Below are 24978 nucleotides of genomic sequence, written 5' to 3' on the forward strand. Positions count from 1 at the left end.
GGAACGGTGCCCAGTTCGACTCACGGCCAGAACGGCGGCGCAACGCCACAGAAGGACTTCGACGTCATCGTCGTCGGCGCCGGCTTCGCCGGGCTCTACGCCGTGCACAAGTACCGCAACATCGAGGGACTGGCGGTGCTCGGTCTGGACGCAGCGACCGACGTCGGCGGAACGTGGTACTGGAACCGCTACCCCGGTGCACGCTGCGACGTCGAAAGCTACAACTACTCGTACTCCTTCGACCCGGAACTGGTACAGGACTGGAACTGGAGCGAGCGGTTTGCCGGCCAACCGGAGATTCTGCGTTATCTCAACCATGTCGCCGACCGGTACGACCTGCGTCGAAGCTACATGTTCGAAAAGCAAGTCAGCTCGGGCACGTTCGATGAAGAGCGTAACCGCTGGGTCATCGAGACGAAGGACGGCGACACCTATACCGCGCAGTTCCTCCACTCCGGTGTGGGCTTCCTGTCGGCGGCGAAGGAACCGGCATTCGAGGGTCTGCAGGACTTCACGGGCAACGTGTACCGGACGTCGCACTGGCCCCACGAGGGCGTCGATTTCGCCGGCAGGCGAGTGGCGGTCATCGGCACCGGATCGAGCGGCATTCAGCTCATCCCCCTGGTCGCACAGGAGGCGGGCGCGTTGACGGTGTTCCAACGGACTCCGAACTACGCCACTCCGCTCGGAAACGGTGTCATGGACCCCGAGTTCCAGGCGCAGATCAAGGCAAATCACGCCACGCTGATCGAGCGTTCACGCCGAACCTATGCCGGCATCCCCTACGACACCGCCCAGCCTTCCGCGGTGGCGGTCAGCGACGAGGAGCGTGTTGCCACCTTCGAGGAGAAATGGCGCCAAGGCGGGTTTCGGCTGTGCTTCGATTCCTTTGCCGACTTGGCATTCAATCCGGAGTCGAACGAACTGGCGGCCGAGTTCATTCGGGCCAAGATTCGCCAGCGGGTGACGGATCCGGCGGTCGCGGATCTGCTGACTCCGCGGGATCACCCGTATGCCACGAAACGGCCGCCGCTGGAAACGAACTACTACGAGACGTACAACCGGGAGAACGTCGAACTCATCGATCTTCGAGCCACCCCGATCGTGCGGATCACCGAAAACGGCATCCAGGCGGGTGACGTCGAGTACGAATTCGACGACATCATCCTCGCGACCGGCTTCGACGCACTGACAGGTCCGCTGTTGAGGATGAACCTACGCGGTCGTGGCGGACTTCCGCTGGCGGAGCACTGGGAGCAGGGAGCGCGGACCTACTTCGGCCGGATGATCAACCAGTTCCCGAACCTCGTGATGGCGCTCGGACCGCAGAGCCCGTCGGCGCTCTACAGCATCCCCTTCGCCGTGCAGGACACCGCGGACTGGACCGCCGATCTGATACGGCACATGCGTGAGAACGGTCTCGAGACGGTGGAGCCGACGGCCGAAGCGGAGGACGGATGGGATCGGCAGACGCGTGAGATCGCGTCATACACCCTGCTGCCTCAGGCGAACTCCTGGTACATGGGCGCCAACATCCCCGGGAAGCCGCGGGCCTGCCTGGTGTATCTGGGTGGCGGTCCCGCGTACAACGAGCTGATCGACAAGGCGACAGCGAACGGGTACGAGGGCTTCGAACTGCGTGCCGCGGCACCGGCCATCCCGTGACCCCGCACGAATCAGAGAGGCACGTGATGTCAGACCAATCGAACAACAACGCGGTGGCCGGCGCGAATGTCGTCGAGATCGATGCGGTCGTGATCGGCGCCGGCTTCGGCGGACTGCGGATGCTGCACGAGCTTCGCGGGCGAGGACTCCGTGCGCAGATTCTCGAGGCCGCCCCGGACCTAGGCGGCACGTGGTACTGGAACCGCTATCCAGGAGCGCGGACCGACAGCGAGAGCTGGACCTACGCGTACTCGTTCTCCACGGAGTTGCAGGACGAGTGGGACTGGTCCGAGCGTTTTCCGACCCAGGACGAGGTTCATCGGTATCTGCGTCACGTGGCGGACAAATTCGATCTTCGCAAGGACATCGTCTTCGACACCCGGGTCGTATCCGCGGTCTACGAGGAGGAGACCGGGCGCTGGCTGGTCACCACCGAGGACGGGAAGCGTTATCACTGCCAGTACCTCGTCACGGCGCTCGGCCTGCTGTCACTGCCCTACAAGCCCGACTTCGACGGCATCGACAAGTTCGAAGGGGAGTGGTATGTGACCGGTCGGTGGCCCCGGGAGAACGTCGAGTTCGCCGGCAAGCGCGTCGCGGTCATCGGGACCGGCGCCACAGCTGTTCAGGCCATCCCGCTGATCGCGCAGACGGCCGCACAGCTCACCGTGTTCCAGCGGACGCCGAACTACGTACTTCCGGCCCGCAACTACACCCTGACCGACTTCGAGCGTGAGAGTATCCGCGCTTCGTACGACGAGATCTGGCGAAAGGCGAGGAAGCATCCCTTCGGGTACGCGTTCGACCGGGCCGGTGTCACAAAGAAGGACGTGACCCCGGACGAGCACCGGAACATTCTGGAGCGCGGCTGGGAGACAGGCGGGTTCCGGTTCATCTTCGAGACGTTCGACGACATCACGCTCGACCAGGAGGCGAACGAGATCGCCTCGGAGTTCGTGCGTGAGAAGATCCGGACGATAGTGAAGGACCCGGACACGGCGGATCTGCTCTGCCCCAAGGACTATCCGATCGTGTCGAAACGGCCCCCGCTCGGGCATTTCTACTACGAGGCCTTCAACAGGGACAACGTCAGCTTGATCGACGTCAGCAGTACCCCGATCACCGAGATCACGGCGGGTGGCGTTCGCGTCGGCGATGACGAGTATTCCGCCGACGTCATCGTGTTCGCCACCGGCTTCGACGCGGGCACCGGGGCCTACAACCACATCGACATCCGAGGAAGGGGCGGACAGACCCTCAGAGAGAAGTGGGCGGAAGGGCCGCGGACCCATCTGGGTATCTCCGTGGACGGATTCCCGAACATGTTCATGGTCAGCGGCCCTCAGAGTCCGTTCGGCAACATCCCGGTCGTGGTCGAAGGGACAGTCGAGTGGATCGGTGACGCAATCGGGCACCTGCGGATGAACGAACTCGACACCATCGAGCCGACAGCCGAGTCCGTCGAATCCTGGTGGCAACTCTTACAGGACTACATCAACGCGACGTTGTTGCCGCGGGGCCGCCATTCCTGGTTTCTCGGCGCGAACATTCCCGGCAAGCCCCGCGGAGTGTTGTTCTTCTTCGGTGGGGTCGGCACCTATCGCAAGACGTGTCAGGCTGCCGCGGACGGTGGCTATGACGGATTCACCATCGAAAGTATTCATTCACATCGCCGTCGCGCAATGTGCACATCTCAACTCATCGGAGGCACACAGTGACTCAGTACACCGACGTACCCATCTTCGACTTCGACACTCACATGTACGAAACTCCGGATGCGCTGACCCGGTACCTGCCGGACCGGTTCAGGAACGCGATCGAGTTCGTTCAGTCCGGCCGCCGGACGAAGATCTCCATCCTCGGCAAGATCAGGGAGTTCATCCCGAATCCGACGTTCGAGCGGGTCGCTGCCCCGGGTGCACACGAGGCCTTCTATTCCGGCCAGAATCCGGAAGGCAAGTCGCTCAAAGAGATGTCCCACGAACATGCGATGGAATCCATTCCGGCGTTCCGTGAGCCCGGGCCCCGCATGAAGGTGCTCGAGGAGCAGGGGGTTCAGCAGGCGATGGTGTTTCCGACGTTGGCGAACCTGGTCGAGCATTCCACGGCCGAGGACCCCGATCTGACCGTCGCGGTCATCCACGCCCTGAACCGCTGGATGCTCGACGTCTGGGGATACACCTACCAGGACCGTCTCTTCATGACGCCGGTGATCAACTGTGCGCTCGTCGACGAGGCCCGCCGTGAACTCGAGTACGTCGTCGAAAACGGTGCCAAGATCGTGCTGATCAAGCCGGCACCGGTGTACGGCTACCGCGGGTGGCGCTCCCCGGCCCTGCCGGAGTTCGACCCGTTCTGGAAGGACGTCGAGGACTCGGGCATCGCGGTCGGCCTGCACGCGAGTCAACCGCCCCTCGAGGACTACGTGCTCAAGTGGGAGCCCGACAACTCCGTCAACGTCTTCGAAGGATCCGCCTTCAAGTACGTGGCGCTGGGCCACCGCGAGATCTCCGACATGCTCGCCAGTCTCGTCTGCCACGGCACCTTGACGCGCTTCCCGAAACTGCGAATCGCCAGCGTCGAGAACGGCAGTGCGTGGATCAAGCCGCTGATGGACGACCTCGAGGCGACCTACGCCAAGATGCCGCAGAACTTCGAGGAGAACCCGATCGAGGTGCTGCGCCGCAACTGCTGGGTCAGCCCGTTCTGGGAGGGCAACGTCGCCGACGTCGTCGAGTGGCTGGGCTGGGACAAGGTGCTGTTCGGCTCCGACTGGCCGCACCCCGAGGGCCTGACCGAACCGAAGGGTTTCTTCGCCTACGCCGAAGGCATGGACGAGAAGCGAACCCGGGACTTCATGGGCGACAACGCCAGACGCCTCATGAATCTCCCGGTGGCTGCGCCGGCAGGCGTCTAGTTTCGTGCACCTCGCGGGCACGGGTGGATGCATGCCCGTGCCCGACCACCAACGACATCGATCCGGAGACATTCCTTGTCCGAACACACCGACGCGCTACGCGCGCACGCCGTCCTCCACTGCAATCTCAACACGACCGACATCACCGCCGGCGAGACGTTCTACAACACGGCGTTCGACCACACCACCAAGATGACGTCGCTCGGAAACGGCACCGACGTCACCGCCATGGGCCTCACCGAACCCGCCACGAGCGACACCCGTTTCCTGTGGGATGCCCGCGGCCCGCGATCCGCGCCTTCGTTCGAACTCGTCGAGTGGCAGCGTCCCGCCGTCATTCCCTCCTCGGGCGACAAGGTGCTGGGCTACCTCGCGGCAGGCTTCCGCACGCCGGCACTGGACGCGGTCGCGGCGCGACTCGACAGCGCCGGCCGCGCAACCGAGAAGGTCGACGTCACCGTCCGGGGACACTCGCGCAGGGCAGTGAAAGGCATCGACGGCGAGGGCATCGGGTTCGAAGTAGTCGAGGTCGCTCCCAGTGCCGACGAGCCGCACACCACGTTGTTCTCACACCTGCGCGCCCGCTGCGCCGACCTGTCCGCAACGGTTGCCTGGTACCGCGACATCGGCTTCGAGGTGGTGGCCGGGGAGACCCACGGCGACGCGGTCTCGCTGGTTCTGCCCGAGGATCCGACCTTCTCCCTCGAGTTCGAACAGGCCGATGTCGACGCCTCTCAGATCGCCGCGCACCGGAACCTTGCGGCGAACACGCACGGTCTGTACCGCATCGCACTCGCCGTCGACGACGTGTGGGCGTCCCGAAACGCGCTCGCCGACAAGTACGACGGGATCCCCGAACCCGCGCACATCTCGATGGAGGACATTCCGACCGGTGGATTCACCATCCTGTTCCTTCGCGATCCGGACGGCACCATGGTCGAGCTGGTCGAGCGACCCCGATCGGCGGTCCGCCGGCCCGCGGCACCTGACCAGACCTACGTGCCGCGCGTCTCGACGATCTAGGACCACGATCCGCTCACCCCGCAGGAGCCCTGATGACATCAGACGAAGACTTCGACCTCGCCGAGGCATTCCAGGCCTGGCCCTGGGTACTGACTGCGTCGACGATCTGGGAATTGGTGGAACGGCGAGCCGCCACCACTCCGGATCGACGACTCCTGATCGCCGAGGACGGGACCGTACTCACCTGCCGAGAGTTCCGCGACAAGGCCGAACGAGTCGCGGCCGCACTCGCCGCGCTCGGAGTCGGACCCGGGAGTCGTGTGGCCTGGCAGCTGCCGACCCGGATCAGCACGGTCCTGGTCATGGTGGCACTGCGCCGACTCGGCGCACTGCAGGCCCCGATCATCCCGATCTACCGGGAACGTGAGGTCACCACCGCGGTGCAACTGGCACAGGCCGACCTCCTGTTGGTGCCGGGCACGTGGAACGGCTTCGACCATTCCGCGATGGCAGCCGAGTTGAACGCGAGCGGGGCGATCGCGACACGCGTCGAGGTCATCGGCCAGGACGCACCCGAGAGCGACGACCTCACGACCCTGCCTCCGAATCCGGTCCAACCCGAGGCCGCACTCTGGATGTACTTCACCTCCGGTTCGACGGGGATGCCCAAAGGCGTCCGGCACTGCGACCGCAGTCTGCTCAGCGGCGCATTCGGTTTCGCGGCGCACGGCCGCCTGGGCGAACGCGAGGACGAAGTCGCGGCACTCGGGTTCCCGTTCGCGCACAGCGGAGGAATCTCGTTCACTGCCACCCTGCTGTCCGGCGGGTTCCCGGCTCTGCTGATCGAGGCGTTCGACGCCGCGGGCGCCGTGGAACTCTTCACCCGCCATCGGGTGACGGTCACCGGCGGCGCGACGCCGTTCTACCAGATGCTGCTCGCACACCAGCGCGCTCATCCGGGCACTCCGCTGTATCCGGACCTGCGCAAACTTGTCGGTGGCGGGGCACCGTGCTCGGCGAGTCTGTTCGAGGCGGCGCGAGACGAACTGGGCGTGGTCGTTGCGCACGACTACGGAATGACCGAGGTCCCCTTGATCGCGGTGGGCGATCCCCAGGACCCGGAGGATCTCCTCGCCGACACCGACGGTCACATTCTCCCGGGAAATCGGGTGCGGGTGCGCGGCCTCGACGGGCAGTTGCTGACCGACGGATCGACCGGTGAACTCGAGGTGTCCGGACGCGCGCTGTGCCTCGGCTACACGGACGAGGCGGCGACTTCGGTGAACTTCACCGGAGACGGCTGGCTCCGCACCGGCGACACCGGGCGGGTCCGCGACGGGGACATCGTCGAGGTCGTCGGTCGCACCAAGGACATGATCATCCGCAAGGGCGAGAACGTGGCTCCCGCGGAAATCGAAGGGCTACTTGCCGGCCACCCCTCGGTGGCCGAGGTCGCGGTCATCGGGCTTCCGGACGAGGAGCGTGGCGAGCGGATCTGCGCGGTGGTCGCGCTGCGCGAAGGCGCGCCGGTAATCGACCTGCGGTCCCTGACGGAGTGGCTCAGCGAAGCCGGTCTGATTCGCCAGAAGCTGCCCGAGCAACTCGAGTTGGTCGACACCTTGCCGCGCACAGGCTTGGCGAAGGTCGCCAAATTGACTCTGCGCGAGCGGTTCACCCAGCGGCAGCCCGCGTAGCTCCCGGCCGTCGACACGGCCGTGCACGACATTTCAGCTGAACAATTCGACCGCAGGAGAAGACCATGACGACCACAACAAGCGCTGAACCCGTCATCGAACAGGATTACAGCGAGGTCCCCGACTACGCGGCGATGTCGAGACTCGACGGACAGCGTTTCGTCGTACTCGGCGGCGGCGTGGGCATCGGCCGGCAGACCTGCCATGCCCTCGCCGGTGTCGGCGCCAAGGTGCTGCTCGTCGACGTCGACCAGGCGCGGGCGGACCAGGTCGCCGCGGAGATCGACGGGATACCTCTCGTCGGCGACGTCACCCGGCGGGACGAGGTCGAGCGAATCTTCGACGTCGCCGTCGACGAGATGGGAGGGGTGGACGGTGTAGTCGACATCGTCGGGATGGGTCGCTGGACCTCGTTGCTCGACGCAGATGACGAGCATTGGGACTTCCACCACGACATCGTGCTCCGGCACGCGTACTACGTGATCCAGAGCGCGGCGCCCTTGATGGCCCGGAACGGCGGCGGACCGCTCGTGTTCGTGTCGTCGGTGTCCGGCATCTCGAGCGCGCCCGGACACGTCGGATACGGTGTCGCGAAGGCCGGCCTGATGTCGCTGATCCGCACCGCGGCTGTCGAGCTGGGGCCCGAGGGAATTCGGGTCAATTCGATCGCCCCGGGTCTCGTCTGGACACCGCGAATCGCCGCAATGCTCGGTGAGGAGCTGGGGGAGCGGAACGGCAACAACACCCCCCTGCGCCGCAGGGCGTACCCCGAGGACATCGCGTCGGCGCTGCTGTTCCTGGCCACCCCGCTGTCCGGCTACATCACAGGCCAGAACATCACAGTGGACGGCGGGTTGAACGTCACCTTCCCGTACGAGACGCCCAGCCCGAGCTGACCATCGGCGCACCTGCCGGAGATTCACCCTTCGCAGCCGACAATCACGCGAGAACACGAACGGAGACGAGATGGCGAGCACGGAATCGGGCTACCTGGCAGAGCTGTACTCCAGCTGGACGGAACGCGCCGCCGCACAGCCGGACATGAGCCTCGCCGCCAACCGGGAAATGCTCGAAGAGTGGCACCGTGCGACGGTCGAGCCGACCGGCGTGCGATACGAGGAGATCGATGCCGACGGCGTGCCCTCGATGTGGTGCGTACCGAGCGGCGGTGCGATGGACCGGGCGGTGCTCTACCTGCACGGCGGTGGGTTCCTGTTCTGGTCCCGGCATTCGCACCGCAAGCTGGCCGGGCACCTGGCAAAGGCGGTCGGCGCCCCGGTGCTCGTGCCCGACTATCGACGGGCGCCCAAGCATCCGGTTCCCGCGCAGTTGGAGGACGCCGTCACCGTATACCGCTGGCTGCGGCAGCAGGGTATCGACGCGCAGCACATCGCCACCGCCGGGGATTCGGCAGGTGGAAACCTCTGCATTGCAGTAGCTCTCGAGCAGATAGCGGACGGTGACGCCCCGCCTGCCGCCATCATGCCGATATCTCCGTGGCTGGACATGGAACTCGGGAGCGCGAGCCTCGACACCAACGCCGAACACGACCTGACGGTGAACCGGGCGATGCTGGAGACGATCCGCCGTCTGGCTGTGCCCGACGACGCGATATCGAATCCGTCGATCAACCTGCTGTACGCGGATCCGACGGGACTGCCACCGATTCTCATCCACGTCAGCTCCCACGAAGCTCTGCTCGACGACTCGATTCGCTTCGCCGCGAAAGCACGTTCCGCCGGGGTCGACGTGACCGTCGAGACCGAACCGGGTATGCAGCACATCTATCCATGCCTCGCGGGCCGGGCGCCCGAAGCAGATCGGGCGATCGAGCGAATGGGCTCGTGGGTCCGACCATTGCTCGGCCTGACGATGCCGCCGCATGCCGGCGAACAGAACGAACCGCTCACTCACTCGACGTGGGCGTCTTGATGAAAGGGAAGACACCATGACCGACACGATTTCGCAGACCGAGCAGACCCGCACAGTGGTGGCAGGGCTCTACGCCGCCGGCTCCGCAGGGGACGTCGAAGGTCTGCTCGAAAGCCTCGCCGAGGACGTCGTCGTCCACGAGCCCGCCTACCTCCCCTGGGGTGGGACGTATACGGGGCACGAGCAGTTCCTCGGACTCTTCGGCACCCTCGTGCAGAAGATCGACCTCACCAAGATCGTGATCGAGGGCATGGTGGCCGAGGGCGAGAAGTGCTTCGTCACGTTCCATGCGCCGGAGGTGGCGTCGGGTCAGGACGTCTACATCGCCGAACAGTCGACTGTGCGCGACGGCAAGGTTGTGGAATTGACCATCTTCTATGGCGAGCAGACCTTCACCAGCGCCCAGGACAGCTGAGCCGGGCATGCTGCCCTCGACCACGTTCGGAGGAGATCCACAATGGCGTTGACCCTGTCGTGCGGCCTGGCAACATCACTCGACAGCCACGAACACGCGCGAATCGCCGAAGAACTCGGTTACGACACGGCGTGGATGTTCGATACGGCGCCGGTGTGCGCGGATGTGTGGATGCAACTCGGCCGAGCGGCCGATCGCACCGATCGCATCAGACTCGCGACCGGCGTATTGGCTCCGGCATTGCGTCACCCGATCACCACCGCCAATGCGATATCGACACTCGTCTCGATCGCAGGCCGCGACCGTGTGGCGGTCGGCGTGGGAAGCGGGTTCAGCGGCGCAATCGTCACTGGTCAGCGGCCGTCGAAATGGAGCTATGTCGCGGCGTACATCGAGACCGTCCGTGCGTTGTTGCGCGGCGAGACCGTCCCGTGGGAAGGCAGCAGCGTCAAACTGCTGCACGGACCGCTCACCGGCCCGGACCGGCCGATCGACGTCCCCTTTCTCGTAGCGGCCGACGGACCGAAGGGGATGGCGGTTGCCCGGGAACTCGCAGACGGCGCGATCGGAGCCTTCGCACCACACCGTGGTTGGGACTGGAGCATGGTCATGGCGCAAGGCACCGTTCTCGACGAGGGGGAGGACCCGGGCTCGCAACGGGTTCTCGACGCCGGGGGACCGGGCGCCGCGATCATGCTGCACTACGCCGTCGAATTCAACGGCGTAAACCAGCTTCCCTTCGATGCGACGGACTGGGCGAACGCGTACTCCGACGTTCCCGCCGATACCCGTCACCTGGTGCTGCACGAGGGACACGGTGTATTCGTATCGGCCGTCGACCGCCCGTTCATCGACGGCGACATCCTCGTCAAGAGCGGAATGGCGCTCTCCGCCGGTGCATGGCGGGACAAGGTCGACGCGCTCGAGGCGGGCGGAGCGACCGAGGTCACCTACACACCCTCCGGGCCGGACGTCCCGCACGAGCTGGAGGCGTTCATGAAGGCGGTCACAACGTGAGCGACCGACCCGACACTCATCATCGACAACCAGGAGAGAACGATGAAACAACATGGTCTGAACGTGTTTTCGTCCGGGCATCAGTTCCTCGAGACACCTCGATGGCATGACGGCCAACTCTGGGCCAGCGACTTCTTCGCCAAGAAGGTTCTAAAGATGTTTCGGTAATAGGGTGAGCACTGATCATAAGGAAAGGCCGGTGTGGTCGAGGAAGCCGTGGCACAGGTCGTAGTTCGAGCCGATCCGGGTCAGGCCGGCCTCGGTCGCGATGCGGACCTCGTCGAGGATGTCGGGGCAAAGGTTGGCGAGTTCGGTGGATTTCATGTTGCCCCAGACTTGTTCGATGGGGTTGAGCTCAGGCGCATACGCAGGGAGGCGTTCGACGTGGAGCCAGTCGCGTTGGGTGGCCAGCCACGCGGTCATCGCCTTGGATCGGTGGGCCATGAGCCCGTCCCAGATCAGGATGACCTTCTCGCCGGCGAAGTGGGTGCGTAGCTCGGTGAGGAATTCGATGAGCTTGTCGGTGTTGTAGGCGCCGTCGGTCATGGAGAACACGAACGCGCTGCGGCTGCGGTCAGGGCGATAGGCCAGGACCCCGGCCATGGACATCCGTTTCCAGGAGAATCGGTGATGCAGAACCGGTGTCATACCTTTGGGCGCCCAGGTTGCACGGACCACCGGGAGTAGCGACACACCACTTTCGTCCTGGAAGCAGATCCATGCACCTCGGCGCCGCGCTATTTTTTTATCCGCGGCCACTCGTTCTCGCGCCAGGCGACGATGGCGTCCTCGTCGCGTTCGACTGCCCGACGTGCGGGCCGCTGTCGGCTCCACCCGAGCCGGGTCCGCAGGATCGTCCACGTCTGGGTGGGTCCGTAGGTCACGCCGGTGAGCCGCTCGATGACGATCGCGACCCGGCCCAGGGTCCACACCCCGGTCGCGAAGCCATGCGCTTGCGGTCCTTTGAGCAGTTCCTCTCGGATCGCCTCGATCTGGGCGTCATCGAGCCGGGGCCGGCGCCCCGCGCGACCGGCACCTTCCAACGACTCACTGCCTCCTTCGGTCCACTGTCGATGCCAGCGTGAGGCGGTCTGCTGGGAGACTTCCAACTCGACCGCGACATCGATCTGCCGCCGACCTGCGGCGAACATCTCCGCCGCCCGCATCCGCCTGTCACGCAACGCACCGAGATCACGGCGAGTACCGCGCTGCTTGACTTTCCGGGCGTCGGGCTCCTCGCCGGAACCGGTTTCCTTACCTGCCATTCATCAATGATCCAGCAGCACAGTGGGAATCCCGTGCAATGACACACCCTATTACCGAACCATCTTTAAGATTTCACCCCGACGGTTCCGCAGACACCGTTGCCGAGCTCTCCGGCGCCCCCTCGGGCCTCGGATTCCTCGGCGACGGATCCGTCCTGGTCGTCTCCCAAGCGGACGCCAAGGTCCTCCGCATCGATACTTCCGGCTCCACAGCGGAGTACGCCGATTTCAGCGACATCGCCGGCGGACTGGGTAACGACATGTTGGTGACCGAAACCGGGCATGCCTACGTGGGAAACTTCGGATTCGCAGTCCTGCAGGAGGCCCCGAAGCCGACCAACCTCGCGCACATCGACGCCGCGGGCAAGGTCACCCGTGTCGAGGGAGACGTCACGTTCCCCAACGGTGCGGCACTGACCCCTGACGGATCGCTCCTTCTGGCCGAAACCTTCGCTCACCGCATCAGTGCGTTCGACATCAACGGTGACGGATCGCTGACCAACCATCGAGTCTGGGCACAACTCCCGGACACCTACCATCCCGACGGCATCGCCTTCGACGCCGCGGGCGGTGTGTGGTTCGGCAACGCCATGACCTCCGACGACGACAGTGGCTTTTACCGAGTTGTCGAAGGCGGTGAAATCACCGACAAGATCCCGGTGGACGGCGCCTGGGCCGTTGCCTGCGCATTCGGCGGGCCGGATCTGGAGACCCTCTACCTCACCTGCAATGCCACGAGCCTGCAGGACTTCCAGGAGGGCCGCTCCGCCGGCTACATCGCCACCGCGACCGTCGGCCGGTCCGGGGCACGAGTCGACGGAGCGGCCCGGGAGTCCGTGGCGTAGCCGCCGAACAGTCGAACGGAGAAGGGAGACACACCAGTGCACGTAATCGTGTTCGGTGCAAGCGGCTACCTCGGCGGCGCGCTCGTCGAGAGATTCCTGGCAGCAGGACATTCCGTGACCGGGACGGTGCGAAGCGATGCAGCGGCCGCGAACGTACGCGACCTCGGTGCGGTCCCTGCGCTGGTAGACCTTACCGACCCATACGGATCACTCGGGTTGCTTCGGGACGCGGACGCGGTGGTATTCGCCGCACAACTCATGCTCGAGCCCGAATATCGCGTCGTCTCGGCCATGCTGGATTCACTCGACGGCACCGGGAAGACCTTCATCTTCACCTCGGGCACCGCAGTGCTGTCCCAGCGGACAGACGGGGAGTGGAGTGCCGATGTATTCGCGGAGGAGGACGACTTCGTACCGTCGAAATACATCGGTGCCCGCCGAAACACGGAGGATCTCGTCCTCGCCGCGAACCGCCGAGGAGTCCGAGGCATCGTGGTGCGGCCCTCGATGATCTGGGGTCGCGGCGGCTGTCCGATGATCAGGAACCTCTACGCGTCGGCTGCGCAGACCGGATCCGTCTGCTACGTGGGCCGGGGACTCAACCTCTACTCCAACGTCCATGTCGACGACGTGGCGGAACTGTTCCACCTCGCGCTGGAGAAGGGGAAGCCCGGTGCGCTGTATCACGCGGTGTCGGGAGAGACGAACTTCCGGACCATCGCCGAAGCGGTGGCCCGGGACCTCGATGTACCCACGCGCAGTATCGATCTCGCCGAAGCCGTCGGGATCTGGGACAAGTTCACCGCGATCATCGCGTTCAGCGTGTGCAGTCGCTCGCGGGCGCCGCGCAGTCGCATCGAACTCGGCTGGATGCCTGATCCCGATCGTCTCGACATCCTCGAGGAGGTGGGGCACGCGGCGTTGCGCCGACCGGCGAGTTGACGAAAACCCCACTCTAGGCGCCTTCGGGGGCCAGGACGATGGCGAAATCGGCTCTGGCCCAGCTGCGCCCAGTCAGGTCGCGTCCGTCCGGGGTGGGGGTTCCGGCGGGTTGTTGATCGAAGCGGGTGATCAGCGAGTCTTTGACACCGAAGACGGAGTCTCCGATGTCGATCTGCGGATCACCCGCGACGAAGATGTGGGTGACCAGCGTCCGCTGGTGCGGTGCGGAGACCATGAAATGCAGGTGCGCCGCCCGCACGGGGGAGCGGCCCGTGGCCTCGAGCATCCGGCCGACCGGTCCGTCGTGCGGGATCGGGTACGGGACCGGTGTCAGCCCCCAGAATCGGTACCAACCGTTGTCGTCGGAAAACAGGTGGGCCCGGCCGGCGATCCGGTGATCGTCGTACTGGACGTCGTAGTAGCCGTCCTCGTCGCATTCCCACACCTCGATGCGGGCGCCGGCGACGGGACGGCCGTCGGTGTCGGTGACGGTGCCCTCGATCCAGCATGGTTGTCCGGTCGCACCGCCGGCGATATCGCCACCGCACGGGATTTCCGGGGCGTCGTCGACGAAGAACGGGCCGAACACGGTCGCCTCGGTGGCGCCCTGGTAGGCCTGATTGTTCACCGCGATCGTCTGCATGGATGCACCCAGCACGTCGGAGAGCAGGACGAACTCCTGCCGCGTGTCGTCGGTGATGTGCCCGCACTCGGTGAGAAACGTGATGGCGGTGTTCCATTCGGCCTCGGTCAACCGGACCTCCCGGATGAAACCGTGCAGATACTTCACCAGGGACTGCATGAGCTGCCGCAGTCGCGGATCCGCAGTGCCGGCAAACGAGGCGGCCACTCGTGCAACGAGTTCCTCCTCCACCGTTTGCTGCTCGTCGCTCTGTGTGCTGGCTGAGTCGGGTGCAGTCGTGGGCTGCTCGGTCATGATCGGCTCCGTGCGTTCGGATTCGTGGTCATCGTTCTCGGATCGGATCCGCGCTGTGCCGCGTCGAGAAGGCGCCGAAGTTCCTCGGCCGTGACGGGGCGGGGGTTGCTTGTCGGCACCACCGGCAGGATCGCCTCGACCGCTTGGTCGATATCGGCAGAGCGGAATCCATAGTCGTGCAGCGCTGTCGGAGCACCGAGTTGCTGCCGCAGCCGCTCGAGCCCGTCGACGGCTGTCGACGCCCCGAAAGCGGAGGCAATGCGACGTTCGGCTTCCGGGGCCGCAGCGGAGTTGAAGGCGAGAACGTAGGGCAGCACGGTGGCGTGGGTCTGGGCATGCGGGAGGTCGAAGGCGCCGCCGAGAACGTGGCAGATCTTGTGATGCAACCCGGAGCCGGCGGACGCGAAGGCAACCGCGGAGAGGTAGGCCCCGTACAGGGCCTGTTCACGGCCGGGAACGTTGTGCGGGTCCGTCGCGATCGCGGGCAGGCCGGCGGCCAGTGCCCGAATGCCCTCCACTGCCAGGGCGCCGTTGATCGGGTCGGCGCGGGGCGCCCACATCGAGTCGATGCAGTGCGCGAGCCCGTTCACACCCGAGGCGACGGACAGCTCCACCGGGAGCGAGAGCGTCAGCTCGGCGTCGTAGATCACCGACACCGGCAGCACCCGGTCGTCGACGCCGGTGGTCTTGCGCGATGCCTCGGTCAGACCCCACACGTTCGTCGCTTCCGAGCCTGCGTAGGTGGTCGGGACCGCCACGATCGGCAGCCCCGTGGTCAACGCCACCGCTTTCGCGAGCCCGGTGGCCGACCCGCCACCGACGCAGACCACGACGTCGACGTCGTGTGCGATGGCCGCTGCCCGGGCCCGTTCGGCCACCGACACCGGCACGTGCATCACCACCTCGTCGTGGCGATACAGGCCCGGCAGGTCGGCGACGACCTGTTCTGCGCGCCCGGCCTCGGCCGCCGAGGCGATCACCATCACCCTGGACGCGTCCAGCCGGGCCACCTCGCCGGCGAGCATCGCTTTCGCCTCGCCCGTGGCGAAACAGACACGCTGCGGCAGGGTTTCGTGTTCAAAACGCATGGTGCGTGTTCCCTTCGCTCAGTGAGAGTCGGTCGGCGAACCAGTCGGCAACGACGTCATTACGTTCGTCGGCGTGGTTGTAGAGGGTGTGCTCACCATCGTCCCAGACCCGCAGGGCCACGTCGCCGCCTGTCGCTCCGTCGAGGAACGGTTGCTGGTCCTCCATGGTCACGAGTGGATCGGCGCCTCCGTGCAGTACCAGTAGTGGGCACCGTATCGATTCGGTGCCCGGGTCGAAGCGCAGACGGGCGAAGTTCGCCGTGATCGCGGCCTCGTCGGTGGTGCCCAACATGGCGGCGGCCTGCTCGGTGAACGTGCGGAACGGGAGTAACCGGGGCGCGGCGAACGAACCGTTGACACAACATGCGCGGACGGCGGGATTGCGGGCGGCAGTCAGTGCCGCGAACAGTCCGCCGACACTGTTGCCCCACACCCCGACCGGGCCACCGGCCTGTTCGGTCGCGTATCGCACGAAGTGGCCGTACGCGTCAGCGACGTCGACGTCCAGGTAGATCCCGTGCCGCAACCGCGTCTCTCCCTGCCCGGGGCCCTCGGCCAGAATGGTCGCCATCCCGCGTTCTGCGAGCGCATCGGCGTATCGCAGATACGTCGCACCCCAACCGCTCTGGCCGCCGAACACCACCACCGTGCCCACCGGAGTGCCCGTCGGCTGCACATGCCAGCCGACCAACGAACTACCCGCGAAAGGCAATTCGACCTTCCGTATCGACGACGGAACCACCGTGGCTGCCGCGGCGACCGCGGCGACCGCGGCCCCGAATCTGTCGTACAGCTCCCGTTTGCGGTCCGTGTCCGAATTGATCGCCATCTGCGCGAACACGAAGGCGGCGGCCGCGGCCCGGAACTGCTGCCGGGCGGTCACCCCGTGCCCGGACCCCAGCGCGCACTCGGCCAGCTCCAAGCGGTGCTCACCCAGGCGTTCGGCGGCCACATCCCAGTGGTCGCCGGCGAGGATCGCCTGTTCGAGGAGGACGACGTCGGCGTAGAGCATGCCGCCGTCGAGCAACCGGGTGGCCGGCATCGCCCGACGGTGCGCCGCATTCTCCGCCGACAGCGCAGCGTCGATGACGGTGTCGGTCACAGTGCGGCTCCCTCGGGCCGGCGGGGCGGCACCTCTGCAGTGCCCAACGCGGCACGCAGCCCATCGACGAGGCCGGGCAGCTCCAGCATCGTTCCCGCGCCGTAGAGATGGAAATCGGGTCGCGCGAGGAACGCCTCGATTCCGTGCGCGGCCAGGTAGTCGGTGTAGGTCCCGTCGACGTCGGTGAACGAATGCGCGCTGCCCGGCTCGATTGTTGCGAGGACGGCGCCGAGCGAATTCAGGAAGTCCAGGTGGTCGGCATCGAGCACCGCGCGGGGATCGGTTGTCGTGACGACGACGAAGCCCCACCCGAGTACGTCGTCGAAGCGGCCCACCCGGTCTCGGACCGCGATGACGCCTTGCGGTGACAACGTCCCCGCCAACGGTTGCGGTGTCCCGTCCGCCGTGGTGGCGACGATCCCGGTCGTGAGTATGGGAAATGCTGGCATCGGCGGAACGTCGCCGCGCCGGAACGCGGCATCGCGGGCGGCCGCAGCCTCGGCATCCTTCAGATTCGCGACCCGGCCGAGTTCGACCGCGCACCGCTGGATGACCTCGACGTGGGGCCGGCGTTCGGTCTCGTAGGTATCGAGCAGCTCGGGGCCCGCCCGACCGGACAACACCAGATCCAACTTCCATGCCAGCGCGATCCCGTCCCGCATCCCGGAGCACGCGCCCTGGCCCATGTACGGCGGCATCGTGTGCGCGGCGTCCCCGGCGAGCAGCACCCGACCGCTGCGCCAATTGTCGGCGGTGCGGGCAGAGAAGGTGTAGATGATCTGCCGCAAGATCCGGATGTCGTCCGGTCCCAGGCCGTGCCGCTCGCGGAACCACGACCACGCGAATTCCGTGGACTCCATCTCCGCGGGATCGTCGCCGGGCAACACCGCGACCTCGAATCGCTGCCGGCTGCGTCCGATCGGCATGAACATGTTCGGGTGCGCCGGATCGCAATACTGCCGAGTGACCTCGAACTCGGGGCCGAGCGGACGGAGACACTCGGTGTCGATGTTCAACCAGCGGTCCTCGACGTCTAAGTCCGAGCGTTCTATGCCCAACGCGTTGCGCACGAAGCTGTTGGCGCCGTCCGCGCCCACCACATACCGCGCGGTCACGGTCCGGTCCTCGGCTCCGCTGGACCACTGCTCGTCCCGGTCCCGTTTCCACGGCCGCACCACGAGCGACACCCGGCCGGGCTCCTGCTCGACGGCGACGACACCGACTCCCTGGTTGACCTCCACATTCGGGTACAACCGGACGCGCTGATCGATCGCCGACTCGATATCAGGCTGGTACATCGAGTAATGGGCCTCGAAACCACTGGACTGCCCGGACCAGTCCACCTCGAGCAACAATTCGCCGTCGCATCCGCGCCACTCGTATACCTGTTTCGGGGAAGCATCACGCAGCGCGAACTCGATATCGCCGGCCGCCTGAACGATCCGCGCGGTCTCGCCGTCGATGTGAGTCAGGCGCGGAAGACCGTACAGATCCGGCCACCGCTCGAACACCACCACTCGGTGGCCCGCGCGACCGAGAAGCGACGAGAGCACAAGACCGGTCGGCCCGTATCCGACCACCGCGACATCGAAATCTGGGGACACCACAACTCCTTGCTACCTGGGGCTTTCTGCCCGATGCCACGAAGCTACGAGGGTGTGATCCGGGTCGCTATCCGCAACGCGCCAGCGGTAGCCGCATCACGCCACGAACTTTTCGGCCGCGCCGGTCCGGACGCTCAGCCGGGATACCATCGGGATGACCGGGCGCTCGATCGGACGAGGTTGACGTGGGCACTCACCAATTCGATATGCACAGTCCTGGACACGCCGCCACGCTGCCGGGCCCATTGGCGCGCCACGACACACTCGACACCACCAGCGTCGACGAGTTCCGCCACCAGGCCTCCAGCCTGCTCAGCGAGCACCGCATCCGCCGTATAGATGCGGTCGACACGGCGCCGTTCCGGGGCCGGGTGCGTGCGGCGTCGCTCGGCGACCTCCAACTGGTCTATCTGGAACAGGGCATCGGCATCGACGTCGACATCCTCGAACACCTCGACTACTACGACCTGATGCTCGCAGTGGACGGCACCAACCAGATCACCTGCGACGACGCTCGCACGCACGTCGGGCCTGCCCACGCCGCAGTGCTGTCGCCCAGGATGCGAGCCCGGATGCAGATGGACGCGTCGTATCGGCAGATGCATCTGCGCATCGAACAACACGCCCTCGACCGTCGACTGGAGTGCCTGATCGGACGGTCGGTTCCCGCGCCGGTGATCTTCGATCTGTCCGTGGATCTGACGACGCCCCAACTGTCGACCTGGATGTCGTCACTGCAGGTACTGATCCGCGACCTGGACGCGGACGGTGGCCTGACCGCCCACCCCTTGGCCGCCGCGAGCGTGCAGGACATGCTGCTCACCGGTCTGCTCCTCGCACAGCCACACACCTACTCGGCTGTCCTCCACCAACACGATCAGCCGCGGCTGGGGCGCCGCGCACTCGCCCGCGCGGTGGAGTACTACGAGCAACACCTCACCGAGCCGGTGACGATCGGCGACGTCGCCCAGCACGTCGGTGTCAGCGTTCGGTCGTTGCAACGCGCGTTCCAGGAGGATCTCGGCACGTCCCCGAGCCGCTATCTCCAATCGCTTCGACTGGCCCGGGTCCGAGAGGACCTTCTCGCACCGAGCAGTCGGGACACGGAGTCGGTGACCGACATCGCCTACCGGTGGGGATTCGTTCACCTCTCCCGCTTCGCGGCAGCGTACCGGCGGCGTTACGGCGAAACCCCTTCTGACACAAGGTTCCGCGCGATCAACAGTTGACACACGGATCGGGTGTCTGCCCACATCTCATGATGTCTCGGCGAATTGCGCTGCAATACAAGGCGGTACGACCGGATCGGGGCATCGGGGTTGCGCGTACGATCTTGCGGCGCAACCAAGCGCAGCCCCCGCCAACGATGGATATCAGCTGGCAGGGGCGCTACACGGACAGCCCGCCCGTAGTAATGAGCGGCGTATCAACGATTTTCGTGAGGCGCAGCGCGGAAGTCCATAGAGTGTGACCTATGCCATTGCATAATTTTCCAACTCCCTGAATTACCGACCGGTAGGTGTGATTTCGAATCCCGGCGTGTGGCAACCAGGGCGAAACGCAAACATGTGACATGAAACACACGTAATTCTGCGGAGAAGTTCGGCGCGCGGGTACGGGTTGTGGTTGGGGTGCTTCTCGGGGCCCGACAGGGGTATGGGCGTAGGTATATCGGCCGTTGTGCCGGTGGCGAACTCGGGCGAGTGTATGTGGTGCACCGTCATCGACGTGGCAGTCAGGAACCCCTGCACGTGAAAGAAAGAGTTGTCATGGCACGGATCAGCAAGAAATCGGGGGCCGATCTACTGGATGCGTTACGTGTCAGCGTCATTGGCACCGTCGTGTGCGCAGGACTGGTCATGGGCGTGATCGTCGTGGCGATGTGGAACTTCCCGGTCCCGGGCGTGTAGTCCGGCGGTGAATCTTGTCCTTCGCGAGGGCCCGCGGTCCGGGGGTGCAACACCAGGCGGCCGTCTGGCGATATAGCTGACGGGGGATTGGTTGTGCCCGTGGGTGCGGGTGGGCGGTGGCAGAGGCGCGGCACCTGTGACGGGCGTCGTCTGGTGTGGAAGGAATTGGGAATGTTCGGGACGGGTTTGGGCGCGATGGTGGGCCTGCTGGTGGTTGCGCTGCTGGTGGTCCCAGTGTCGTTCGGTGTGGCGGCACGCGCGGACGCGAAGGCTCGCCGTCTATCGGAGTCACCTGCGCCCGGTGCGAATGAGGGGCGATCGGTCGCGGTTGCGGAAATGACCGGCCGGTGCGATCAGTGGCGACAACTCGCGACCCGGGCGTGGCTGATCTGCGGCGGCGCCTCGCTGGTCGCGGTGGTGGTCGTGGGTGTGCTGATCTGTGTCGGGTGAGGGTAGCGGGCGCCGGTCCGTCTGTGGATGCGGTGATCCGTCGGGTGAACCGAAGCGGCCCGGTCGGAGTGGATTTCCGCTCTGACCGGGCCTCGCCGTGACGTATGGAAAGACACTGCTTCGGTCCCCGCCGCGCTCGTGCGGACGGTGGATCTCGGCGCAACGAACTGCGCCAATCGCCTTCGACCGGTTCGGATTTGGCCAGGAAGCGAGTGCGTCGGCGCGGTGCACTGGGTGTGTACCGTCGCGAGGAAATGGTAGATCCACCAGCGGGCCGCATCACTGTGGTGTGATCTATGCCACACAGGTATTTCCGTGTCGTTTTGACTGTGACCATCACTGCCGAGTTCGCCGCACCCCGAGCGCGGATCTGGCAGATCGACGAGCCGACCGGCTTCACCTTCACCGACGGATTTGCCGATGCGGACTTCACCCCGGTCGAATCGATGCCGGTGTCCACAAACGAGTTCTCCTTCGAGGACAGGGACGGCAGCACTGTCGCCACCTACGTCAGTACCTACGCGACCGCCGAAGGTCTCCAACACGTGCTCGACATGGGCGTGGTCGAGGGATCCTCGCAGGCGATCGGCCAGATCGACGACCTGATCAAGGGTTGAGCCTGCCGGTTCACCGTCGCCGCCTCGCCGTCCCGGTGCGAGGCGGCGACTCCAATTCAATGCGCGAAGCTGTCACACAGTGATGAGATCGACATGGGACAGCGCCGACGGGAGGGTGTCCGATGGCCGAGATCAGTGTGAGCGCGAGCGAGGTACGTCTGGCTTTGTCCAGGTTCGAAAGATTCGCGGGACTGCACGGGGACGTCGCCGTCCCCATGCCACTGATTCGGGGCGCCGAGGTGATCGCCGACCCGTTCGCGAACATCCGGGGTGTGCGGGCGCCGGGTCTGGGAATTCCTCGGCGTCGGTGCATCGGGACCTGGCGGGGCAGGGGGGTGCGCTCCTTCGTCGTGGCGCGGGCGGGTCTGCCTGCGATTCGCGTGCGCACCCTCGGACGGGGCTCGGGAGCGGAGTTCGACGAACTGATCGTGACCGTGCCCGACGCCGCTCGCGGCGCGGCGCAGATCCGCGATGTGCTCGATGCGGGGTGGGTCGGAGTGTCCGAACGCGAGGTGACGTTCCGCTCCGGGGACGGCACCGAACTGACCGGCACTGTGACGGTTCCGGCGGGTGCCGAGGGCGGTCCGGCGGCGGTGATCCTCACCGGGTCCGGCCGGCTCGATCGCGACGGCGACCACGCAAAGCTCCCGATCGGCGTGAGCCGTGCCCTCGCGGACGAGTTGGCCCAGGCCGGTGTCGCGTCGCTGCGATACGACAAGCGCGGCGTCGCGCACTCGGGGGGCGATTACCTGTCGGCGGGCCTGTCGGACAACATCGCCGACGCCGCTGCCGCCGTCGACTGGTTACGCACGACCGGGGGATTCGGACGAAATGCGATCGCGGTCATCGGGCACAGCGAGGGTGCCTGCCTGGCAGTGGCGCTGGGGGCAGATCGGGGGGTCGACCCGGCCGCAGTGGTGCTGCTCGCGTGTCCGGCGGTGACGGGACGGCAGGTGCTGCGTTGGCAGTCAGGCAAGGCCGTCGACGGCCTGCCCGCTCCGGTGCGCGCGGTCCTGCGGGCACTGCGCATCGACGTGAAGGAAAGGCAACGCGCGGCGCTCGAGAAGCTGTCCCGGACCACCACGGACACCGCGCGGATGGGTGGTCGCAAGGTGAATGCGCGATGGTTCCGCGAGTTTCTCGACTTCGACCCGACAACGCTGTTGCGGGAGAACACCGCGCCGGTCCTCGCGATCACGGGAGCCAAGGACGTGCAGGTGGACCCGGACGACCTCGCGGTGATCGCAGAACTCGTCCCCGGCGAGGTCGACACCGTCCGGGTGCCGGACCTGACGCATCTGATCCGGCGCGATGCGGATCCGCCGTCGCTGCGCGCCTATCGGCGACTCGTGCGCGACGCCGTGGATCCGGAGGTGCTGTCGCAGGTGGCCGACTGGACGGCCGGCCACCTGCGCCGTGCCTGAAGCAGCAGGGATCCGCTGTGCCCTATCGGGCCGACATGTTGTCGATGATCTGTGCGACGTGCTGGGCGCTCATCGGGCTCGCGTCGAGTGTGTCCGCGCCGGGCCGCAGTCCCGCGATCATGATCGCCATGGTCCGCCGCCACCCAATGTCGGTGACGCCGCGGGTTGTCGCGACGACGCCGCGCACGGACCAGAAGATGAGGTCCAGGTCGGCGTCGACGGCATCCTCGCGGATGCGGCCGTGTTGCTTGGCCCGCGCCAGGAGTTCGAACAGGATCCGTCGGTACTCGTCCCGCAGGATCCTGGTCTCGTCGTCGTTCCACATACGAGACAAACATCCGCGGTTGGACGCCAGGATGGCGCCGGTGCCGTACAGAACCTGCTCGAGGCCTTCACCGTCCGGCGCGGACAAGGCTTCGTTGGCCACGGCCAGGAAGTCGTCGTATACCTGTCTGACGAGTTCACTGACCAATGCATCCTTCGTGGGGAACCGGCGGTAGAGGGTGCCGATCCCGACGCCGGCGACCCGGGCGATCTCGTCGACCCCCACATCCAGGCCGCGCTCGCTGAACACGGTCGCGGCCGCGTCGAGGAGCCGCTGCCGATTCTCCGCGGCGTCGCGGCGCAGCGCCCTTTCGCTTCCCCGAACCCTCACGTCGGACTTCATTCGGATTCGTCGCCCACGAGAGTGCCTCCCGCGACCATCGCGAGTTCCGGGTGCCGCAGTGCGGCCGATTCCTCGAGACGCGTGGTCTCGTCCCGCTTCATCGCCGGGATGAACATGGCCGCAACTGCGCCGAGACCCACTGCCGCGCCCAGCATGACGAATCCATGGGTGTAACCGGATTCGGGCGGAACTCCTGTGGAGGACGCCCCTGCGGTGACGATGCTGGCCATGAGTGCAGCGCCCACAGAGCCGCCGATCGTGCGGATGTTGGCGTTCATCCCGCTGGCGACACCGGTCTGTTCGGGCGGTACCGCCGCGACCACGACATTCGACATCGCCGAGAAGGCCAGCCCGAAACCGATCCCGATCAATGACGTGGCGAGGTAGATGTCGATCTCGGTGTCATGCGCGAACGCCACCACGAAGTAACCGATCGCACCCACGATCGACCCTGCGATGAGCAGGAATTTCGAACCCAGTCGAGCGGCCAGGCGGCCGGAGGCGAGCCCGAGCAGGAACATTCCCACGCTCAGGGGCAGCAGCATCAGACCCGACTCGGTGACCGAAGCGCCGAAGCCGTATCCGGCGGACGTGGGTGTCTGCAGGAACTGCGGAAGGAAGCCGAATGCGGCATACATGCCGACGCCCATCAGTAGCGCCAGCAGGTTGGCCGCCCAGACGCTGCGGACCCGCATCATCCGCATGTCGATCAGCGGGTTGGCAGATCGCGTTTCGGCGACCACCCACGTCACGACGAGGACCGCGGCAGTTACCAGTAGTCCGATGACGATCGGTGAGCCCCAACCCCACGTGGGCGCCTGACTCACGCCGAGCAGTAGCGTGACCAGCCACCCGGAGAGCAGCAGTGCGGTGAGCCAGTTGATCTTGCCGGCGGTGTGCACGGGGGAGTCGGGGATCAGGATGTGCGCGGCCACCCCCGCGAGGACGACCATGATCAGCGGAATCCAGAACAGCCAGTGGTAACTCAGCACGGTCACGATGGGACCGGCGAGGACGATGCCGAGACCTGCGCCGACAGCGGTGAGTGCGGCGATGGTGCCGACTGCTCCCGCCACCTTCTCCTCGGGGAACTCGTCGCGGATGATGCCGAACGCCAATGGCAGCACACCGCCACCGATGCCCTGGATCACCCGAGCCGCGATCATCACCGGCAGAGACGTGGCGAGGGCGGCGAGCAGGGACCCCACCGCCAGCGCGGTGAGTGCAATGACGAACACGCGCTTCTTCCCGTGCATGTCGCCGAGGCGTCCCATGACCGGGGTGGAGATCGACGCCGACAACAGGTAGGCGGTCAACACCCAGGTGACGTCGGCCTGATTCGTGCCCAGTGCAGACTCGAGGGTCGGCAGCACCGGAATCACCAGCGACTGCAGAAGGGCGAAGGCGCCGACACCGATAGTGAGAACGGAAAATGTCAATTGATAGTGCGTCCGCGGCGAAGCGGTTTTCATGAATACTCCCAACGAAGCGGAGCGTTCACTCCGCATATTGGGGAATCTATCA

24 protein-coding genes are annotated in these 24978 nt (G+C 65.9%); 16 read left to right on the top strand and 8 right to left on the bottom strand.

The annotated features are described in order from the left end of the window. The first annotated feature begins 6 nt into the window (after positions 1-6). The 9 genes from JWS13_RS43325 (at position 7) to JWS13_RS43365 (ending at position 10603) form a co-directional block, all read left to right on the top strand. Positions 7-1665 (top strand): flavin-containing monooxygenase, encoded by a 1659-nt coding sequence (locus tag JWS13_RS43325; protein ID WP_241032536.1) that lies wholly within the window; start codon positions 7-9, stop codon positions 1663-1665. Positions 1666-1691: 26 nt separating this feature from the next. Further along, the gene (locus JWS13_RS43330) at positions 1692-3383 is read left to right on the top strand and encodes a flavin-containing monooxygenase (protein WP_206011226.1); all 1692 of its coding nucleotides are present in this window, start codon (positions 1692-1694) and stop codon (positions 3381-3383) included. Continuing rightward, complete coding sequence (locus JWS13_RS43335) at positions 3380-4582, top strand: amidohydrolase family protein (protein WP_206011227.1); 1203 nt, start codon at positions 3380-3382, stop codon at positions 4580-4582. Before JWS13_RS43330 ends, JWS13_RS43335 begins: the two co-directional genes overlap by 4 nt. Before the next feature lie 75 nt (positions 4583-4657). After that, positions 4658-5605, top strand: coding sequence for a VOC family protein (locus JWS13_RS43340; protein WP_206011228.1), 948 nt, complete (start codon positions 4658-4660; stop codon positions 5603-5605). A 32-nt stretch (positions 5606-5637) separates the two neighbouring features. After that, complete coding sequence (locus tag JWS13_RS43345; protein ID WP_206011229.1) at positions 5638-7239, top strand: class I adenylate-forming enzyme family protein; 1602 nt, start codon at positions 5638-5640, stop codon at positions 7237-7239. Between the two features lie 65 nt (positions 7240-7304). After that, positions 7305-8135, top strand: a complete 831-nt coding sequence (locus tag JWS13_RS43350; RefSeq protein WP_206011230.1) for an SDR family NAD(P)-dependent oxidoreductase — start codon at positions 7305-7307, stop codon at positions 8133-8135. Positions 8136-8205: 70 nt separating this feature from the next. After that, complete coding sequence (locus JWS13_RS43355) at positions 8206-9171, top strand: alpha/beta hydrolase (RefSeq protein WP_206011231.1); 966 nt, start codon at positions 8206-8208, stop codon at positions 9169-9171. Between the two features lie 16 nt (positions 9172-9187). Then, complete coding sequence (locus JWS13_RS43360; protein WP_206011232.1) at positions 9188-9586, top strand: nuclear transport factor 2 family protein; 399 nt, start codon at positions 9188-9190, stop codon at positions 9584-9586. A 42-nt stretch (positions 9587-9628) separates the two neighbouring features. Next, the gene (locus tag JWS13_RS43365; RefSeq protein WP_206011233.1) at positions 9629-10603 is read left to right on the top strand and encodes an LLM class flavin-dependent oxidoreductase; all 975 of its coding nucleotides are present in this window, start codon (positions 9629-9631) and stop codon (positions 10601-10603) included. Between the two features lie 183 nt (positions 10604-10786). Here JWS13_RS43365 and JWS13_RS43370 read toward each other — a convergent pair whose 3' ends face one another. Both JWS13_RS43370 and JWS13_RS43375 read right to left on the bottom strand, forming a co-directional pair. Then, complete coding sequence (locus JWS13_RS43370; RefSeq protein ID WP_338050737.1) at positions 10787-11437, bottom strand: IS630 family transposase; 651 nt, start codon at positions 11435-11437, stop codon at positions 10787-10789. Next, positions 11341-11868: a winged helix-turn-helix domain-containing protein gene (locus JWS13_RS43375; RefSeq protein ID WP_206005830.1), complete on the bottom strand. Its 528-nt coding sequence runs from the start codon at positions 11866-11868 to the stop codon at positions 11341-11343. Before JWS13_RS43375 ends, JWS13_RS43370 begins: the two co-directional genes overlap by 97 nt. 38 nt (positions 11869-11906) lie before the next feature. Here JWS13_RS43375 and JWS13_RS43380 point away from each other — a divergent pair, with 38 nt between their 5' ends. Next, a complete protein-coding gene (locus JWS13_RS43380) occupies positions 11907-12713 on the top strand; it encodes an SMP-30/gluconolactonase/LRE family protein (RefSeq protein WP_206011234.1) in 807 nt (268 codons plus the stop codon). 36 nt (positions 12714-12749) lie between these two features. Further along, a complete protein-coding gene (locus tag JWS13_RS43385; RefSeq protein ID WP_206011235.1) occupies positions 12750-13655 on the top strand; it encodes an NAD-dependent epimerase/dehydratase family protein in 906 nt (301 codons plus the stop codon). A gap of 13 nt (positions 13656-13668) precedes the next feature. On the opposite strand, the gene JWS13_RS43390 is transcribed toward JWS13_RS43385, so the two are convergent. Genes JWS13_RS43390 through mhpA form a run of 4 tightly spaced genes read right to left on the bottom strand, consistent with a single transcriptional unit; the run spans position 13669 to position 18386 of the window. Continuing rightward, entirely contained in the window at positions 13669-14592 is a 924-nt protein-coding gene (locus tag JWS13_RS43390; RefSeq protein ID WP_206011236.1) for a dioxygenase family protein, read from the bottom strand. After that, complete coding sequence (locus tag JWS13_RS43395) at positions 14589-15680, bottom strand: maleylacetate reductase (protein ID WP_206011237.1); 1092 nt, start codon at positions 15678-15680, stop codon at positions 14589-14591. The genes JWS13_RS43390 and JWS13_RS43395 overlap by 4 nt, the downstream gene beginning before the upstream one ends. Further along, a complete protein-coding gene (locus tag JWS13_RS43400) occupies positions 15670-16782 on the bottom strand; it encodes an alpha/beta hydrolase (RefSeq protein ID WP_241032537.1) in 1113 nt (370 codons plus the stop codon). The genes JWS13_RS43395 and JWS13_RS43400 overlap by 11 nt, the downstream gene beginning before the upstream one ends. Beyond that, complete coding sequence (gene mhpA, locus JWS13_RS43405) at positions 16779-18386, bottom strand: bifunctional 3-(3-hydroxy-phenyl)propionate/3-hydroxycinnamic acid hydroxylase MhpA (RefSeq protein ID WP_206011238.1); 1608 nt, start codon at positions 18384-18386, stop codon at positions 16779-16781. The genes JWS13_RS43400 and mhpA overlap by 4 nt, the downstream gene beginning before the upstream one ends. A 206-nt stretch (positions 18387-18592) precedes the next feature. Here mhpA and JWS13_RS43410 point away from each other — a divergent pair, with 206 nt between their 5' ends. The 5 genes from JWS13_RS43410 to JWS13_RS43430 all read left to right on the top strand — a co-directional run bounded on the left by JWS13_RS43410 (position 18593) and on the right by JWS13_RS43430 (position 22787). Beyond that, positions 18593-19615 carry a helix-turn-helix transcriptional regulator gene (locus JWS13_RS43410; RefSeq protein WP_206011239.1) on the top strand — a complete coding sequence of 341 codons (1023 nt, stop codon included), beginning with the start codon at positions 18593-18595 and terminating at the stop codon, positions 19613-19615. 540 nt (positions 19616-20155) lie between these two features. Beyond that, entirely contained in the window at positions 20156-20296 is a 141-nt protein-coding gene (locus JWS13_RS43415; protein ID WP_192581968.1) for a hypothetical protein, read from the top strand. Positions 20297-20467: 171 nt separating this feature from the next. Next, positions 20468-20746 (top strand): hypothetical protein, encoded by a 279-nt coding sequence (locus JWS13_RS43420; RefSeq protein WP_206011240.1) that lies wholly within the window; start codon positions 20468-20470, stop codon positions 20744-20746. Positions 20747-21042: 296 nt separating this feature from the next. Next, positions 21043-21363 carry an SRPBCC family protein gene (locus JWS13_RS43425; RefSeq protein WP_206011241.1) on the top strand — a complete coding sequence of 107 codons (321 nt, stop codon included), beginning with the start codon at positions 21043-21045 and terminating at the stop codon, positions 21361-21363. Between the two features lie 215 nt (positions 21364-21578). Continuing rightward, entirely contained in the window at positions 21579-22787 is a 1209-nt protein-coding gene (locus JWS13_RS43430) for an alpha/beta hydrolase family protein (RefSeq protein ID WP_241032538.1), read from the top strand. A 22-nt stretch (positions 22788-22809) separates the two neighbouring features. On the opposite strand, the gene JWS13_RS43435 is transcribed toward JWS13_RS43430, so the two are convergent. Together JWS13_RS43435 and JWS13_RS43440 are read right to left on the bottom strand one after the other, a co-directional pair. After that, positions 22810-23454, bottom strand: coding sequence for a TetR/AcrR family transcriptional regulator (locus JWS13_RS43435; RefSeq protein ID WP_206011243.1), 645 nt, complete (start codon positions 23452-23454; stop codon positions 22810-22812). Further along, entirely contained in the window at positions 23451-24926 is a 1476-nt protein-coding gene (locus tag JWS13_RS43440) for an MFS transporter (protein WP_206011244.1), read from the bottom strand. Before JWS13_RS43440 ends, JWS13_RS43435 begins: the two co-directional genes overlap by 4 nt. Positions 24927-24978: the final 52 nt, after the last annotated feature.

Source organism: Rhodococcus pseudokoreensis, assembly GCF_017068395.1.
Classification (GTDB): domain Bacteria; phylum Actinomycetota; class Actinomycetes; order Mycobacteriales; family Mycobacteriaceae; genus Rhodococcus_F; species Rhodococcus_F pseudokoreensis.

What these genes read in the sequence shown, in the direction of transcription:
- JWS13_RS43330 (WP_206011226.1), top strand. Translation starts at nt 1,692, where the DNA reads ATGTCAGACCAATCGAACAACAACGCGGTGGCCGGCGCGAATGTCGTC.
- JWS13_RS43345 (WP_206011229.1), top strand. Translation starts at nt 5,638, where the DNA reads ATGACATCAGACGAAGACTTCGACCTCGCCGAGGCATTCCAGGCCTGG.
- JWS13_RS43350 (WP_206011230.1), top strand. Translation starts at nt 7,305, where the DNA reads ATGACGACCACAACAAGCGCTGAACCCGTCATCGAACAGGATTACAGC.
- JWS13_RS43355 (WP_206011231.1), top strand. Translation starts at nt 8,206, where the DNA reads ATGGCGAGCACGGAATCGGGCTACCTGGCAGAGCTGTACTCCAGCTGG.
- JWS13_RS43360 (WP_206011232.1), top strand. Translation starts at nt 9,188, where the DNA reads ATGACCGACACGATTTCGCAGACCGAGCAGACCCGCACAGTGGTGGCA.
- JWS13_RS43365 (WP_206011233.1), top strand. Translation starts at nt 9,629, where the DNA reads ATGGCGTTGACCCTGTCGTGCGGCCTGGCAACATCACTCGACAGCCAC.
- JWS13_RS43375 (WP_206005830.1), bottom strand. Translation starts at nt 11,868, where the DNA reads ATGGCAGGTAAGGAAACCGGTTCCGGCGAGGAGCCCGACGCCCGGAAA.
- JWS13_RS43380 (WP_206011234.1), top strand. Translation starts at nt 11,907, where the DNA reads ATGACACACCCTATTACCGAACCATCTTTAAGATTTCACCCCGACGGT.
- JWS13_RS43390 (WP_206011236.1), bottom strand. Translation starts at nt 14,592, where the DNA reads ATGACCGAGCAGCCCACGACTGCACCCGACTCAGCCAGCACACAGAGC.
- JWS13_RS43395 (WP_206011237.1), bottom strand. Translation starts at nt 15,680, where the DNA reads ATGCGTTTTGAACACGAAACCCTGCCGCAGCGTGTCTGTTTCGCCACG.
- JWS13_RS43410 (WP_206011239.1), top strand. Translation starts at nt 18,593, where the DNA reads ATGCACAGTCCTGGACACGCCGCCACGCTGCCGGGCCCATTGGCGCGC.
- JWS13_RS43415 (WP_192581968.1), top strand. Translation starts at nt 20,156, where the DNA reads ATGGCACGGATCAGCAAGAAATCGGGGGCCGATCTACTGGATGCGTTA.
- JWS13_RS43420 (WP_206011240.1), top strand. Translation starts at nt 20,468, where the DNA reads ATGTTCGGGACGGGTTTGGGCGCGATGGTGGGCCTGCTGGTGGTTGCG.
- JWS13_RS43425 (WP_206011241.1), top strand. Translation starts at nt 21,043, where the DNA reads ATGCCACACAGGTATTTCCGTGTCGTTTTGACTGTGACCATCACTGCC.
- JWS13_RS43430 (WP_241032538.1), top strand. Translation starts at nt 21,579, where the DNA reads ATGCCACTGATTCGGGGCGCCGAGGTGATCGCCGACCCGTTCGCGAAC.
- JWS13_RS43435 (WP_206011243.1), bottom strand. Translation starts at nt 23,454, where the DNA reads ATGAAGTCCGACGTGAGGGTTCGGGGAAGCGAAAGGGCGCTGCGCCGC.
- JWS13_RS43440 (WP_206011244.1), bottom strand. Translation starts at nt 24,926, where the DNA reads ATGAAAACCGCTTCGCCGCGGACGCACTATCAATTGACATTTTCCGTT.